The 14,873-nt window shown below is 62.3% G+C and carries 15 protein-coding genes; 1 reads left to right on the top strand and 14 read right to left on the bottom strand.

Features of this window, described 5'->3' with window-relative positions:
* Positions 1 to 33: 33 nt before the first annotated feature.
* From miaA to BLW08_RS20620, 5 genes are all read right to left on the bottom strand, one after another.
* The gene (gene miaA / locus BLW08_RS20600; RefSeq protein ID WP_090822493.1) at positions 34 to 963 is read right to left on the bottom strand and encodes a tRNA (adenosine(37)-N6)-dimethylallyltransferase MiaA; all 930 of its coding nucleotides are present in this window, start codon (positions 961 to 963) and stop codon (positions 34 to 36) included.
* 19 nt (positions 964 to 982) lie between these two features.
* Positions 983 to 2,512: a tRNA (N6-isopentenyl adenosine(37)-C2)-methylthiotransferase MiaB gene (gene miaB, locus BLW08_RS20605; RefSeq protein WP_091327730.1), complete on the bottom strand. Its 1,530-nt coding sequence runs from the start codon at positions 2,510 to 2,512 to the stop codon at positions 983 to 985.
* The gene (locus tag BLW08_RS20610; RefSeq protein WP_368086901.1) at positions 2,512 to 2,952 is read right to left on the bottom strand and encodes a regulatory protein RecX; all 441 of its coding nucleotides are present in this window, start codon (positions 2,950 to 2,952) and stop codon (positions 2,512 to 2,514) included. The genes miaB and BLW08_RS20610 overlap by 1 nt, the downstream gene beginning before the upstream one ends.
* 91 nt (positions 2,953 to 3,043) lie before the next feature.
* Positions 3,044 to 4,084, bottom strand: coding sequence for a recombinase RecA (gene recA / locus BLW08_RS20615; protein ID WP_090822488.1), 1,041 nt, complete (start codon positions 4,082 to 4,084; stop codon positions 3,044 to 3,046).
* Positions 4,085 to 4,329: 245 nt separating this feature from the next.
* A complete protein-coding gene (locus BLW08_RS20620) occupies positions 4,330 to 4,527 on the bottom strand; it encodes a DUF3046 domain-containing protein (protein WP_254779998.1) in 198 nt (65 codons plus the stop codon).
* 68 nt (positions 4,528 to 4,595) lie between these two features.
* Here BLW08_RS20620 and BLW08_RS20625 point away from each other — a divergent pair, with 68 nt between their 5' ends.
* Positions 4,596 to 5,135: a MarR family winged helix-turn-helix transcriptional regulator gene (locus BLW08_RS20625; protein WP_175538784.1), complete on the top strand. Its 540-nt coding sequence runs from the start codon at positions 4,596 to 4,598 to the stop codon at positions 5,133 to 5,135.
* A gap of 82 nt (positions 5,136 to 5,217) precedes the next feature.
* Here the strand turns inward: BLW08_RS20625 and BLW08_RS20630 are convergent, their stop codons facing one another.
* The 9 genes from BLW08_RS20630 to BLW08_RS20670 all read right to left on the bottom strand — a co-directional run bounded on the left by BLW08_RS20630 (position 5,218) and on the right by BLW08_RS20670 (position 14,852).
* Complete coding sequence (locus tag BLW08_RS20630) at positions 5,218 to 5,652, bottom strand: helix-turn-helix domain-containing protein (protein ID WP_024820363.1); 435 nt, start codon at positions 5,650 to 5,652, stop codon at positions 5,218 to 5,220.
* Positions 5,653 to 5,789: 137 nt separating this feature from the next.
* On the bottom strand, positions 5,790 to 6,302 hold the full coding sequence (locus tag BLW08_RS20635; protein ID WP_091327736.1) for a nicotinamide-nucleotide amidohydrolase family protein: 513 nt from the start codon (positions 6,300 to 6,302) through the stop codon (positions 5,790 to 5,792).
* On the bottom strand, positions 6,299 to 6,901 hold the full coding sequence (gene pgsA, locus BLW08_RS20640) for a CDP-diacylglycerol--glycerol-3-phosphate 3-phosphatidyltransferase (protein WP_090822480.1): 603 nt from the start codon (positions 6,899 to 6,901) through the stop codon (positions 6,299 to 6,301). Before pgsA ends, BLW08_RS20635 begins: the two co-directional genes overlap by 4 nt.
* 39 nt (positions 6,902 to 6,940) lie before the next feature.
* A complete protein-coding gene (locus BLW08_RS20645; RefSeq protein WP_091327739.1) occupies positions 6,941 to 9,805 on the bottom strand; it encodes an FtsK/SpoIIIE family DNA translocase in 2,865 nt (954 codons plus the stop codon).
* Positions 9,806 to 9,880: 75 nt separating this feature from the next.
* On the bottom strand, positions 9,881 to 11,572 hold the full coding sequence (locus BLW08_RS20650) for a ribonuclease J (protein WP_091327742.1): 1,692 nt from the start codon (positions 11,570 to 11,572) through the stop codon (positions 9,881 to 9,883).
* Between the two features lie 27 nt (positions 11,573 to 11,599).
* Positions 11,600 to 12,511: a 4-hydroxy-tetrahydrodipicolinate synthase gene (gene dapA / locus BLW08_RS20655; protein ID WP_090822474.1), complete on the bottom strand. Its 912-nt coding sequence runs from the start codon at positions 12,509 to 12,511 to the stop codon at positions 11,600 to 11,602.
* 58 nt (positions 12,512 to 12,569) lie between these two features.
* Positions 12,570 to 13,427: a carbon-nitrogen hydrolase family protein gene (locus tag BLW08_RS20660; protein ID WP_254779991.1), complete on the bottom strand. Its 858-nt coding sequence runs from the start codon at positions 13,425 to 13,427 to the stop codon at positions 12,570 to 12,572.
* A gap of 35 nt (positions 13,428 to 13,462) precedes the next feature.
* On the bottom strand, positions 13,463 to 13,798 hold the full coding sequence (locus tag BLW08_RS20665; RefSeq protein ID WP_090822657.1) for a hypothetical protein: 336 nt from the start codon (positions 13,796 to 13,798) through the stop codon (positions 13,463 to 13,465).
* Positions 13,799 to 13,862: 64 nt separating this feature from the next.
* On the bottom strand, positions 13,863 to 14,852 hold the full coding sequence (locus BLW08_RS20670) for a GDSL-type esterase/lipase family protein (RefSeq protein ID WP_091327744.1): 990 nt from the start codon (positions 14,850 to 14,852) through the stop codon (positions 13,863 to 13,865).
* Between the last annotated feature and the right edge of the window lie 21 nt (positions 14,853 to 14,873).

Genomic DNA, 14,873 nt, shown 5'->3' on the forward strand with positions numbered 1-14,873 from the left:
CTAGGCTACCTTCCACGCCTCATTGGCCAGAAATTACGCCGGTTGACTCACGGTCGCGGCAGCAACTGCTGTGGCCACCAGTTCAGGATCCTGCCAATCCAGCCAGGTGATGCGTGGATCTGCCCTGAACCACGTCAGCTGGCGCCTCGCAAACTGCCTTGTGGCCACAATAGTTTCATCTGCGGCAGCAGCGACGTCGGCCTCGTCGTCGAGCACTTTCAGGAACTGGGCGTAGCCCAAAGCGCGGGAAGCTGTCTTACCCGACCGCAAACCCTCAGCATCGAGCCGCTCAACCTCTGCCAGGAGGCCGGCTTCAACCATCCTGTGCACCCGCAGAGCAAGTCGTTCCCTCAGCACCTCCCGATCCACCGAGAGACCGATCTGCACGGCCGGCTGGAAATACTCACGTTGGGGCATGAAAGAGCTGAAGGGACGGCCCGTGAGCTGGAAAACCTCAAGGGCGCGGATCACGCGGCGGGCATCGCCGAGACGGGCAGCCGAAGCAGGGTCGACTTCTTCAAGACGGGCGCGCAGCGGAGCCAATCCCCGGTCGTCGAACTCTTCTTCGAGGGCCTTTCGAATAATCGGATCGGTCCCGGGGAACTCCAGGACATCCAGTGCTGCACGGACATACAGCCCGGAGCCTCCCACCAGGATGGCGCGCTTTCCCCGCGCGTGGATGTCTTCGATAGCGGCGCGGCATTCCTGTTGGAAGTCGGCAACGCTGGCTTCCTGCGTCACGTCCATGGTGTCCAGGAGATGGTGCGGAACGCCTTTGCGCTCCTCCATGGTGATCTTGGCTGTGCCAATATCCATACCCCGATAGAACTGCAAGGCATCCGCGTTGATAACCTCACCGTCCAGCGCCAACGCCAGGTTGACACCCAGATCCGACTTCCCGGAGCCAGTGGGACCTATGACCGCTATGACCGGCCGCGGGGTTTCCAGAAGGAGATTCGACATATGGTCCAGGCGCCTGCAGCTAGTCGCGACGAACCGGCAATGACGGCATGCCCAAGGACACCCCCGCCTTTCGGGCCGCTGATCCCGGCGAGGGGACACCGCACGAGTCAGCCTGCGATCGGTCCCAAGCATCTCCGGCGCGGGAACGGCGCAAGTGGTAATCCTGCACGCCGGCGGGGTCGGCAACAAGGTGGAAGGCAGCAGCTTCAGTGATGGTCACAGTGACGAAATCACCGGGACGGGGCGTCTCGCCACCGGCGGGCACGGAGAAGTGGACAAGCCTCTGATCCGTCGACCGACCGGACAACCGGTGGGTTTCGCCGGCCTTGCGACCGGACTGGGCTGTGACCAGGATTTCAACTTCGCGGCCGAGCTGGTTTGCGTTCTCCTCCGCCGCAATGCGGTCCTGAAGTGCCGTCAGCCTCTCGAAACGCTCCTGGACCACTGCCTTGGGGAGCTGCTCCGGCAGCTCCGCGGCCGGGGTACCAGGGCGTTTGGAGTACTGGAAGGTAAATGCGGAGGCAAACCGGGACTGCTCCACAACATCCAATGTTGCCTGGAAGTCTTCCTCGGTCTCTCCAGGGAACCCGACGATGATGTCCGTGGTGATGGCTGCATTCGGAATCCGTTCGCGGACCTTGTCCAAAATGCCAAGGAACTTGCTGGAACGGTAGGAGCGACGCATGTCCTTGAGGACTTTGTCCGAACCGGATTGAAGCGGCATGTGCAGCTGAGGCATCACGTTGGGCGTCTCAGCCATGGCGTCGATCACGTCATCGGTGAACGCCGCGGGGTGAGGGCTGGTGAAGCGGACGCGTTCCAGGCCTTGGATCTCCCCGCAGGCCCGCAACAGTTTTGAGAAAGCCTGACGATCGCCGAATTCCACACCGTAGGAGTTCACGTTCTGCCCGAGCAGCGTCACCTCAACCGCTCCGTCATCCACGAGTGCCTGGATTTCCGCAAGGATTTCGCCGGGACGGCGGTCCTTTTCCTTACCGCGAAGCGAGGGCACAATGCAGAACGTGCAAGTGTTGTTGCAGCCCACAGAGATGGAGACCCAACCCGAATAGACCGAATCCCGCTTGGTGGGAAGCGTCGAGGGAAAGACATCAAGGGACTCGAGGATCTCGAGCTGCGCCTCATTGTTGTGCCGAGCCCGGCTCAACAGGGCCGGCAAGGCTCCAACGTTGTGCGTGCCGAAGACAGCGTCAACCCACGGCGCCTTCTTCACGATGGTTTCGCGGTCCTTCTGGGCCAGGCACCCGCCAACAGCGATCTGCATGCCGGGGTTGGCCTCTTTGACCTGCCTCAACTGGCCAAGGTTCCCGTAGAGCTTGTTGTCGGCGTTCTCCCGCACAGCGCAGGTGTTGAAAACAACCACATCCGCGATCTCGCCGTCAGCAGGGACATAGCCGGCGTCCTCGAGGAGTCCCGCCATCCGTTCTGAATCATGGACGTTCATCTGGCAGCCAAAAGTCCGAACCTGATAGGTCCTGGGCTCAGGTGACAGCGTGGTGGCAGCTGCTGGGGAAGGAATGGTCAAACTCACTACTCAAGGGTACCGGCTTCCGCCAGCACCTCGCCGACGATCCTGAAAGCCATGGAGGGAGGATAGCCCTTGCGAGCCAACATGGATGCGAGCCGGCGCGTGTACTTGTCCCGTTCCGTGCGATCAGCCATATCGACACCAGGACGAAGCTTTCGGCGAACCAGCTCACGCGCTGCCAGTTCTTCATCCTGGTCGCTTAATTGGGACAGCGCTTCCTCAGCGAATTCGAGTTCGATGCCTTTGTCCGCAAGTTCGCGACGAAGGGCCCCTTTGGCCAACTTCTTGCTCTGGGAGCGGCTGCGGACCCACATCCGGGCAAACTCGGCATCGTCTATCAACTGGACCTCTTCGAACCGATCCAGAACCGCTTCCGCTACGTCCTCGGGAACGTTTCGCTCCGCGAGTTTACGGGACAACTGGAGCCGGCTCCGTGGCGCCATCGTCAGCTGCCTTAGGACGATGGCACGCGCCACGGATTCGGGATCAGGCTCAGGATCAGCCGCTACGGATGAGTCCGGATCCGGCCCTCGCCTAGCCGTCAACGGCCTTCAGCTTTGGGGAATCTTCTTCAGGCTTGACGCCCACACCGAGCTTCTCCTTAATGAGTCGCTCCAACTCCTGGGCGAGCTCCGGGTTGTCCCGCAGGAACCGGCGGGAGTTCTCCATACCCTGGCCCAGCTGATCGCCGTCGTAGGTGAACCACGAGCCGGACTTCTTGATGATGCCGTGCTCGACACCCATGTCGATGATGCCGCCCTCACGGGAGATGCCCTGGCCATAGATGATGTCGAACTCGGCGATCTTGAACGGCGGAGCCATCTTGTTCTTGACGATCTTCGCCTTGGTACGGTTACCGACTGAATCCGCACCTTCCTTCAGGGTCTGGATGCGGCGAACATCGATGCGCACGGAGGCGTAGAACTTCAGGGCCTTACCACCGGTAGTGGTTTCCGGAGATCCGAAGAAGACGCCGATCTTTTCACGCAACTGGTTGATGAAGATGGCAGTTGTCTTGGTCTGGCTCAAACGGCCAGTGATCTTACGCAGCGCCTGGCTCATGAGGCGGGCCTGGAGGCCAACGTGGGAGTCGCCCATTTCGCCTTCGATTTCAGCGCGCGGAACGAGGGCTGCCACGGAGTCAATGACAACGATGTCCAGTGAGCCCGAACCCACCAGCATGTCCATGATTTCCAGCGCCTGTTCACCGGTATCCGGCTGGGAGACCAAAAGCGCGTCCGTATCCACACCAAGCTTTGCAGCATAGTCCGGGTCCAGGGCATGTTCGGCGTCAATGAAGGCTGCAATGCCTCCGGCACGCTGCGCATTGGCTACAGCATGCAGCGCAACGGTGGTCTTACCGGATGATTCCGGACCGTAGATTTCCACGACGCGGCCACGGGGCAGGCCACCAATGCCGAGGGCGACGTCCAAAGCAATGGAGCCGGTGGGAATGACCTCGATCGGGGCGCGGGTATCATCACCCAGGCGCATGATGGAGCCTTTGCCGAACTGCTTGTCGATCTGGGCAAGCGCTGCTTCGAGCGCCTTCTCACGATCCGGGGTTGCCGCCATGGTTCACACCTCTGATGCTTTCTCGCTGTGGAGTGGCCCGAAGGGCCGCTTTCCTGTCATGTCAGACGCTATTACGCCGCCCTGACATTTTTGTAGGCCGACTCCGGCTATGTGGACAACCGGGGGTCGGGATGCCCGGAATTGCGTCCTTCGAGATCAATTTTCCTCTCACAGGAGCATATCCCCATCCGAACAGATATTCGAACAATGGTCCGGCGTGTCACTCCGGGGCGGCAGTTGCGGGTTCAGTTTGCAGCTGGCTTGATGTCCCGGCCCAGCCTGCGTTCCGGAGGAACGTCCTGGACTTCGCAGACGGCCAACCAGACGTCACGGGGGTGGTAGCCGGCGGCCAAAGCCTCCACGGCGGTCCGCCCACCAACTCCTGCAAGTACCAAGGAGTTGGCCAGGACCCGGGAATAGCCTGCCCCGAACTCGTCGTCCATCAATCGCCAAAAGTCACTTGCCCTCACGGATAGAGTCTCTCACGGAGCCGGACTCTAGAATGGTTGCCATGAGCAATCCTCTCCAGAGCACGGCCGGCGAGCCTGTGCCAGGCGACGCCGTGGACGACGCCCTCCAGCAGGTGGAACACCAGCTGAGCCTGCTCTGGCGCCGCGCCAGGTCCATCTCCCATCAGCTCTCCCGCCAGGTCCACCCCGACATGGAACCAGCAGCCTATGGGCTGCTCACCGTCATTCGCAGGGAAGGGCCTATCCGGCTCACGGATCTTGCTACTTGCATAGGCGTAGGCAAGCCGTCTGTGAGCCGCCAGATCGCTTTTCTGGAAAGCGTCGGCCTTGTGTACAAGGAAGCCGACCCCCAGGACGGCAGGGCCCAGTCCATCCGGCTGACGGAAAAGGGCGAGGAAAAGATGCACCAGGTCCAGGACGCACGCAGGCAGGTGTTCCGTGAACGACTCGGCGAATGGCCGTTGGAGGACGTTCAGACGCTGGCTGACTACATGGGCCGGCTGAATGCCATCTACGGCGACGGCGTTCTCAACGTGAAGGAACCTGAGCTCGACGTTCAGGACAAGCCAGCGGCCGTTTAGGCCCACGCGTCCGAACCCACACGTAAAAAGAAGGTCCCCAGCTTGAAGCCGGGGACCTTCTTCTTGGTCTCTGGTGGAGCGGTTAGCGGGCTCCGGAGAGCATTCCCTGCGGGAAGTCGTCCGTGAGGTCCAGATCGCGACCGTAGCGCTGGGAGAATTCCTGCGGAACAGTGTCCGGTACGGCTACGCCCTCGGCAACGGCCACGCGGTCGCTGACTTCGCGGAGCATGTGGGACAACGGAACATCCAGTGCTGTGCAGATAGAGGAAAGGAGCTCGGAAGAAGCCTCCTTCTGGCCGCGTTCAACTTCACTCAAGTAACCAAGTGAGACGCGGGCGCTGTGCGAAACCTCGCGGAGGGTGCGGCCCTGACGCTGGCGGACATCGCGCAGTACATCACCGATCTCGTGGCGTAGTACAACCATTTTGCGCTCCTTCTGTTCGCTCTGTGTCTGATCAGCCAAGCCCACATCCTTCCAGCGGACAACGCCGTTTACGGATACGGGCTGCTTTACCATCTGTATCGCCTTGCTCCCTCGTTCATCCGGTTCGCTGGCTGGCGGACCGGGTTGGTTTCTACATCCTAGGCGCCCCGGCTCTTCCGAAGCGACACAATGACACAACTATTGGCAATCAGTTTTTGTTCCCGGCTACTTTACGAACGGTAACCAACCTCATTCAAGGCGGCAAGGAGACGCTCCAAGGCGGCCTCGCACGCGTGCTCGCGAATGGCCTGCCGGTCTCCCGAAAAGCTGTATTCAAACGCTCGGGTTCCAGCCTGGGTGGCCACCCCGACGAACACCGTGCCCACGGCTTTGCCGTCGTGCGACTCCGGGCCTGCCACCCCGGTGGTGGAAACCCCGATGTCGGCGGCGCAGGACCGCCGCGCGCCCTCGGCCATGGCTTCCGCCACCCCGCCGTCCACGGAACCGGCAGCAGCGAGCAGCTCCCGGGAAACACCCAGGATGTCCGACTTGACGGAGTTTTGGTAGGCAACGACACCGCCTTGCAACATTCCTGAAGCGCCTGGCGTGTTGGCCAACGTGGCAGCCACCATTCCGGCGGTCAGCGACTCTGCAGTGGCCACCGTCAAGTTCTTGCCGATGGCAACCGCAACCGCCGCCGTCGAGGCCTGCGCCGCGGCGGAGGCGCCTTCATGGGGCGTCACGCGCGACGTCCGGCTGCGCGAAGCCTTAGGGCTTGGATGACATATTCGACGCCGGTCCACAGGGTGATGGCCAAGGCCACCATCATGACCCAGAAGGCGACGACACCCACCCAGGGGGCGATTGCCTGCAGCGGCAGGATGTACAGGAAAATGGCAACCGTTTGGATCACGGTCTTGAGTTTTCCGCCGCGGGAGGCCGGCATGACGCCATACCGGATGACGACGAAGCGCAGGGCGGTGATCCCCCACTCGCGCACCAGGATCAGGATGGTGACCCACCACGGCAACTCGCCCAGGATGGACAGCAGCACCAACGCGGAACCAATGAGGAGCTTGTCGGCAATGGGATCGGCTATTTTGCCGAAGTTGGTGATGAGACCGCGCGCCCTGGCGATATCGCCGTCGAGCTTGTCCGTGTAGATTGCGACGGCGAAAGCAACCACCGCGGCCCAGCGCCAGATTCCGTAGTCACCGTCATCGGCCAGGAGGAACCACACGAAGAACGGGACCAGGACAATGCGGAGCATCGTGAGGATGTTGGGCAGGTTCCAGATGTCGGAACTGCTGGAAGTCGCGTTATCACCCTCGGCTGTAGTCACCCCTCTAGGCTACCGTCTTTGGCGCTGCCCTCTTTGGCTCTACCGTCCCGTGAGCGACCAGGCGTCCTCGCCACCCTCGTCATCCTCGCCCGGGCCGTCGGCGCCGTCGTAATACTCAATGGCTTGCGTGCGGTTGTCCAGGTCCGCCTGCACCAGGTCTTCCGCATAACCGCCGACGGCGATGTTCGAGTTCGCGTTGTCACTCAGGGCCGCGGTGTGCGCGTCCGGAGCAGCGGGTGACTCCTGGCCCTTCATGGCAGCCAGGACGGCGGCGAGGTCATCCGGCTTGACCAGGACGTCGCGGGCCTTGGAACCCTCGGAAGGACCTACGACGCCACGGGACTCAAGGAGGTCCATGAGGCGTCCGGCCTTCGCGAAGCCCACGCGGAGCTTGCGCTGCAGCATCGACGTGGAGCCAAACTGCGTGGTGACCACAAGCTCCGTGGCCTGGAGCAGCACCTCAAGGTCGTCTCCAATGTCGTCGTCGATCTGCTTCTTGGGCGCCTCGGCGGCGACATCATCACGGTAGACGGCCTGGAGCTGGCCCTTGACGTGCTCCACCACCTTGTGAATTTCGGATTCCGTGACCCATGCACCTTGGACACGCATGGCCTTGGAGGCACCCATCGGCAGGAACAATGCGTCACCTTGGCCAATGAGCTTCTCAGCACCCGGTTGGTCCAGCACAACACGGGAGTCCGTGACGGACGAGGTGGCGAAGGCCATACGCGATGGAACGTTGGCCTTGATCAGGCCGGTCACGACGTCCACGGATGGACGCTGGGTTGCCAGCACCAGGTGAATACCGGCGGCACGGGCCAGCTGAGTAATGCGGACAATCGAGTCTTCGACGTCGCGCGGGGCCACCATCATGAGGTCAGCGAGCTCGTCCACGATCACCAACAGGTACGGATATGGCTTGATGACGCGTTTGGAATCGACGGGAGGCACCACTTTGCCTGCCCTGACCGCCTTGTTGAAGTCATCGATGTGCTTGTAGCCGTAGTTGGCGAGGTCGTCGTAGCGGGCGTCCATTTCGCGAACCACCCACTGCAAGGCCTCGGCAGCCTTCTTGGGGTTGGTGATGATGGGCGTGATCAGGTGCGGGACGCCCTCATAGGCCGTCAGTTCCACACGCTTGGGGTCCACCATGACCATGCGGACCTCGTCCGGAGTGGCACGCATCAGGATGGACGTGATCATGGAGTTCACAAAGCTCGACTTACCAGCGCCCGTTGCACCGGCCACCAGGAGGTGAGGCATCTTGGCGAGGTTGGCCACCACGTAGCCGCCCTCAACGTCCTTGCCGACGCCCATAACCATGGGATGGTCTGTGCGGCGGGCATTCTGGCTCCGCAGCACATCGCCCAGGGAGACGGTTTCGCGGTCCGTGTTGGGAATCTCGATACCGATGGCGGACTTCCCGGGAATGGGGCTCAGGATCCGCACATCGCTGGACGCCACGGCGTAGGAGATGTTCTTGGAAAGAGCCGTGACGCGCTCCACCTTGGTGCCGGGAGACAGTTCGATTTCGTAACGGGTCACGGTGGGACCACGGCTGAAGCCGGTCACGGCGGCGTCGACGTTGAACTGCGTCAGGGTGTCCGTCAGGGCGGCGACGACGGCGTCGTTCGCTTCCGTGCGCTCCTTCGGAATGGAGCCCGGCGTCAGGTAGTCCGAGGCCGGCAGGGTGTAGGTGACGTCGCCGGCCAGCGACAACTGTTCCGTACGTTGCGGAATGGGCGTGGGTGGCGGCGGGGGTGTCGCAGGACGTGCGGGCACCTGGGCCACCGTCGGGGCAGTCATCTCGGGCGTGAGGACTGGAATGGCCTCAGTCGGGTTGTCGATGCCAGGGGTGGCGCCAGCCAAGCCCTGGGCCGCTTTGATCTTCCCCACCGCAATCTCCGCCTGGGTGGGGCGGCGCACGCCCGGCGGTACGCGCGGTGCTGACGCCGCGGGAGTTTCGTCGTCGTCCACGATCGCGTGCTCGAAGGCTTCGTCGCCAACGTAGCCCTCCAAACCGGCATCGGCTTCCTCATCCTTGCCAAAGAGACGCATGCGCTTCTTCTTTTTGGGCGCCGCCGCGGTGTCATTCCCGTAAAGGTAACTGCGGTCGTGGGCGTCCTTGCCGGACTCATCCATGAGGTCAACGCCCATAAGGTGCTCATAGGCGCCGCGGATCCGGGCGGGAATGGAGCCAAAAGGTGTTGCTGTGACGATCAGCAGTGAAACGAACGCCAGCAGACTGTAGAGAACCACCGGAACGGCAACGTGGATTGCCGCCAGGGGTGCCGCAGCGAGGAAGCCCAGCATCCCACCGGCCTTGCGGAGGCCATCGAAACCATCAGCGACCGTAGGCAGGCCACCAATCACGTGGGCCAAACCCGAGCCAGCGAGGGTCATGATCATGAAGCCGATGCCAACGCGGTTGTTCCCGCGCCCATCCTGCGGTTTACGGAAAAGCCGGAAAGCGCAGACAAAAAGCATGAATGGCAGGATCAGCGCCATCCAGCCGAAAGTACCATTGACCACGCTGTAGACGACGTCCGGCAACCAACCGGTGAGGCCCCACCAAGCGAAGGTGGCAATCGCGATGCCCAGCACCAGATTGAAGAGGGCCGCGCCGTCCCGGCGGTCAGCGGGGTCGAGATCACTGACGTCGTACCCAATGCGGCGGATGCCTGCACCCACTACGTGGCCTATCCCCTGCCACGCGCCGGAGAGCATGCGCAGGGGCAGCGGAGCCTGGGTTTCGACGGCGGCCGCCTGCTTGGTGCGTGCGGTGCTGCCCCGACCGTTCCTGGCCGGGGTTGCGCTGCTTTTGGATGCAGCAGAGCTCCGGCCTGTGCCGCCGGATTTACTGCTGGAGCTGCCTCGTGGCGTGGAGGTAGTACGGGTCGCCATAAGTGCCACGGTACCCCAAGGGGGCCTGAAATCCGCGGATCTCAGGCCCCCTTGGGCTTGCATGTTGCTGGCGGGCTACGCCTCCAGGACTACCGGGATGATCATGGGGCGGCGGCGAAGCTTGCGGTTGACCCACGTGCCGATGATCCTGCGGACCACCTGCTGGAGCTGGTGATTGGTGTGGTCTGTGTGGTTAAGCACAGCCTCTTCGAGCGCGGCGTTGATTTTCGGGATGATCTCGTCGAAGACGGAATCATCCTCTGCCACGCCACGGGCGTGGATCTCCGGACCGGACACAATCTTGCCCGTGGTGCGGCTGATGACCGTGATGACGGAGATGAACCCTTCATCGCCCAGGACCCGGCGGTCCTTGAGGTCGGCGTCGGTAATTTCACCAACACTGGAACCGTCCACGTAGACGAAACCAACCTCCACCTGGCCAACGATGTTTGCCTTGTGATCTTTGAGGTCGATGACAGTGCCGTTATCGCTCAGGATGATGCCTTCCGAGGGCACTCCCGATTCCAGGGCAATATTGCCGTTGGCGATCAAGTGGCGGGTTTCGCCGTGCACGGGCATCGCGTTGAGAGGCTCAAGGATGTTGTAGCAGTAGAGCAACTCACCGGCAGCTGCGTGGCCGGACACGTGAACCTTCGCAGTGCCCTTGTGGATCACGTCCGCACCCAGCTTGAGCAAGCCGTTGATGATACGGAAAACTGCGTTCTCGTTACCCGGGATGAGGCTCGATGCCAGGATCACGGTATCGCCTTGGCCGACGACCACCCGGTGGTCGCCGTTGGCCATGCGGGAAAGGGCAGCCATCGGTTCACCTTGGGAGCCAGTGGACATGAGGACCACACGGTCATCCGGCATGTTGTCGATGTTCTTGATGTCCACCAGAATGCCGTCCGGCACCTCCAGGTAGCCCAACTTTGCCGCGATGGCCATGTTGCGCACCATGGAACGGCCAACGAAGGCCACTTTGCGTCCGTGCTTGGCCGCAGCGTCGAGCACCTGCTGGACGCGGTGGACGTGGGATGAGAAGGACGCGACAATGATGCGCTTTTTCGCCTGACCAAAGAGACGGTCCAGGGTGGGACCGATCTCCTTCTCGGCCGTAGTGAAGCCCGGAACGTCCGCGTTGGTGGAGTCCGCCATGAAAAGGTCCACGCCCTCTTCGCCCAGGCGGGCAAAGTGCCGGAGGTCCGTAATGCGTCCGTCCAGGGGCAACTGGTCCATCTTGAAGTCGCCCGTGTGCAGGACATTGCCGCCCTCGGTACGGATAAAGACTGCCAGAGCATCCGGGATGGAGTGGTTAACGGCAACGAACTCACACTCGAACGGACCGAACTGCTCCACCTGGCCCTCGGTGACAGTCAAGGTGTAAGGCTTGATCCGGTGTTCCTGGAGCTTTGCTTCCACGAGGGCAAGCGTGAGCTGGGATCCGATCAGCGGAATATCGGCCTTGAGGCGCAGCAGGTAGGGAACCGCACCAATGTGGTCTTCATGGCCGTGCGTCAGAACGACACCCACGACGTCCTGGAGCCGGTCCTCGATGTAGGAGAAATCGGGCAGGATCAAATCGACGCCAGGCTGGGTCTCCTCGGGGAAGAGCACGCCACAGTCAACGACCAGCAGCTTGCCGTCGATTTCGAAAACCGCCATGTTGCGGCCAATCTCTCCCAGTCCACCAAGCGGAACAATCCGCAGCGTGCCTTTCGGCAGTTTTGGCGGCGTAACCAGTCCGGGAAGGGCGGTTTGGGTCATGTTTTGCTACTTTCCGGCGGAAGCGTCCTAGACGTTGAAGTCCATTCCGGCTTCTGCCAAATCCCCGCGGATGATTTCGATCTCGGCCGCGTCCGGCTCCACGAGGGGCAAACGGACAACCGAGTTGGGCAGGACTCCCTGCCACTTGAGAATCTGCTTGGCGGCTACTGCGCCTTGGACACGCGTCATGGTTCCACGAACCACGGGTTCCAGTTCAAAGTTGATTGCCCTCGCCGTAGCGAGGTCGTTGGCGTTGACGGCGTCGATCAGCTCGCGGAAGCGGCGCGTGGCCACGTGCGTGGTGACACCCACCAGGCCGACAGCACCGAGGGCCATCCACTGAAGGGTGAGTCCGTCATCGCCGGAGTAGAAGACCAGGTCTGTTTCCGCCATGACACGCGTCGCTGCGGCGAAATCCGCTTTGGCATCCTTGACGGCCACGATGTTCTGGTGCTTCGCCAGGCCGATCATGGTTTCGGGAGCGATGGCGATGGAGGAACGGCCAGGAATGTCGTAGAGCATGACGGGGAGGTCCGTCGAAGAGGCGATTGTCTCGAAGTGGGCGCGGACACCTGCCTGGCTGGGCTTGTTGTAGTACGGCGTGACGATCAGAAGACCATCGACTCCTACCTCCGCTGCGCGCTGGGAGAGGTGCACGGAGTGGGCGGTGTCATTGGTACCGGTCCCGGCAATGATGGCCGCCTTGCCACCAACAGCTTCTTTGACTGCCCGGAACATGCCAAGGTTTTCGTCATCGGTCAGGGTTGAGGTTTCTCCGGTGGTGCCGGTGACCACGAGTCCATCGCAACCGTCCTGGACGAGCTTCTCTGCCAGTGCCGCGGCTTGATCGTAGTCCACCTTGCCGTCCTCGGTGAACGGGGTGACCATGGCGGTCAGCAGGGTACCAAGGGCGGGGATGGGGGCGCGCAAGTCAGACATAAGAAAAACGTTACCCTGTCAAAGGCTTGTTACAAGAATGGGTTCCGCGTGATGGTCCTCATTCGCCGCCTGACCTGTACGCATCCAAGCGGGAGCGTTCCAGGGCCACAAGGATGGATTCCGTCCCTGTACCAGCCGCCCCAACAATGGCGGCACCATCAGGCCCCCATCCTCCGCTCAGCCCGCAGGAAGTACCCAACGGCGTTTCCCCGCCGAGATTCGCCAGAAGTCCAAACATCCGGTGGTCCATGGAACGGGCGCCCAGATGGAGGCCAAGCCTCAGTTCTTCACCGTTTGTGTATAAGGCGGATACAGCGTAGACATCCGCGTCTGCGCGGGCAGCAGCCGCGGCGTGCGAGGGGTTGGCCGCGTCAGCGCAGATTGCCAGCGCTATCCGCCACCCGTCCACAATGACCATTCCAGGCCCGTCTCCCGGGACGAACAGCTGGCGCTCGGCGCCATGCAGATGTGTTTTGAAGACCGGATGCAGGGAACCGCCAGGCCCAATGATGAGCGATGCCAGCCGCGGCGTTTGGGCCGTCTCCAGCCAGGCAGCGCCGATGACGACCGTCATTTTGTTGCGGGCACAGGCGTCTTGAAGCGGCTCAAGCCGGGGATCGCCCTCCGTTACCCAGGGAGAGGATTGATCGGCGTACGGAGTGCCGGCGAAGGCTCCCAGGCAATACCCCGTCAGCGAGAGTTCAGGAAACAGTACCAGCCGGGCGCCTTGGACATGGGCCCGCTGAACAAGCTCCTCGTGGGCCGTTACGTTCCGGGCAACGTCCGCGCTGCTGGTACCAGCCCCCAGTGCCTGGTACTGAACGACGGCGGCCTGCAACGTTGCCGAGGGGCGGTCCTCTTCGGACGGTCCCGGGACGGCGTGGAGGGAATCTGCCTGCGGCTGCACATGGGTCACCCCGTCATCCTATTCCGGCGAAGGACGAGCCCTGCTCAGGCTGTTCCTGGCGCTCGTGCGGGCTGGCCTGAGCAGTACTGTGCCACGGCCCGGTCCTTCAGCTGCTCCGCCCAGGCCACCAGGCGCTGGGAAGCCCGGACATACTCAAACAATTCGAGCGGCGTAAGTGACTCCACATCGGTCTCGGACAGCCGACGGGCGAGTTCAGCTCCGGGCGCTTGCTCCGCAAGTACGGTGCCTTCTCTGCGCCATTGGGTATCTTCGGGAGGCTCCCCCGCCACGAGTTGCCTGAACAGGAAGTCGACCACACCGGGGCTCATCGCCTTCATGGGTCCTTGAAGGCCTTCCGGCAGCTTTGGAACATCGTTCATGCCGCAATGGTATTCGAACATATATTCGAAGACAAGGTTTGTGCCCACCGCGTCCGGGCCGCGGTCAGTGCTGTGCGTTGGCAATTGCAGCCAACTGCGGCCCAAGCCTGGCAGCCATGAGCCGGTAACCGTCATTGTTCGGATGCAGCGTGTCCGGCATCAACGCTGCTGACTCCGGTGGGGTGAACACTCCGCCACCATCCACCAGCTGGATGCGGTGGTCCCCGCGCTCACGGACTGCCCGGACCACCTCCGCAACGGCATTCCGGTAATCCGAAAGCGTCCATCCCGCTGAGTTGGGTGCTTCCTCACGGGGAAGGGACAGCACAGGAGATATGACAGCGATTGGTACCCCGGGGTGGGCCCGCCGTATGTTGCTGACGAAACCGAGGACCTGGCTTGCGAAGGTCCTGCCGGAGAACGCAGCCACGTTGTAGGTGTTGATGCCCAGGCACAGGGAAATGAAGTCAGCCGGAAGTTGGGAGATGGTGCTCTCCACCGCAGGATCCAACTGGCACTCGCCGCCGAAACCCAGCGACTGCAGCTGCCACCCGTACTGCCTGGCCACAAGCGCCGGCCATGCTTCGGATGGACCATCTGCTTGCCTGCACTGCGTAATGGAACTGCCGTAGGCGATCCACCGCTTGCCGGTCTCCGTGGCCACCGCCACGTCCTCACCTTTCAGCGATACCTCCAGTACTCGCAGGGCACCATATTGGGGCAGCCACAACTGGACGGTGGAATGCGGTGGCATGTCGCCAAGGTCAAGATCATGGCTGACACGCCCCGCTCCGGACACGCGATGCCGCAGGACACCATTGACCAGGACGTCGAACGGTGACCCATCGTCCTGGCCTTCGGCTTCGATCACCAGCCGGCCGGCCGTCACCTTCCAGCTTGCGTGGATTCCGGCGCACATCTTGGCGCGCTCCGCCAAACCGTCCGTGGCCGGGGGAATGAGCAAGGCACCGTCCAGGCGTCTGAACTGCTGCCAGCCATCGGTGTCGTGAACGATCTCAAATGCTCCGGCCCACCGGGCGTCAACGGAATCCATGCCATAGGACTCTACCGGTGC

This window comes from Arthrobacter sp. cf158, assembly GCF_900106835.1.
Taxonomy (GTDB): Bacteria; Actinomycetota; Actinomycetes; order Actinomycetales; family Micrococcaceae; genus Arthrobacter.